We start from the raw sequence: 436 nt of genomic DNA on the forward strand, positions 1-436 counted from the left end.
GCCTTCAAGCTCTACGACACCTTTGGTTTTCCGCTTGACCTGACTCAGGATGCGCTGCGCCAGAAGGGCATCGGCGTCGACACGGATGCTTTCGCCAAGGCAATGCAGCGCCAGAAAGCCGAGGCGCGCGCCAACTGGGCCGGTTCCGGTGAAGCCGCGACCGAGACGATCTGGTTCGAGCTCAGGGAAGCCCATGGTGCCACCGAATTCCTCGGCTACGACACCGAGCGTGCCGAAGGTGTGGTGTGCGCGCTTGTGCGTGACGGCAAGTCGCTGCCGCAGGCTTCGGCGGGTGAGAAGGTGCAGTTGGTCGTCAACCAGACGCCGTTCTACGGTGAATCCGGCGGCCAGATGGGCGATACCGGCCTGATCACTTTCGAGGGTGGCCGCGCTGTGATTACCGACACGCAGAAAAAGGGCGACGGCCTGTTCGTAC

At 63.1% G+C, this 436-nt stretch carries 1 protein-coding gene; it reads left to right on the forward strand.

What is annotated here, in order from left to right; genetic code table 11:
• Positions 1 to 436 (forward strand): alanine--tRNA ligase-related protein (locus tag AC1D0P_RS29965; protein ID WP_477680058.1); only part of this gene is annotated, 436 nt, incomplete at both ends.

Source organism: Polaromonas sp. P1_G2 (assembly GCF_056405515.1).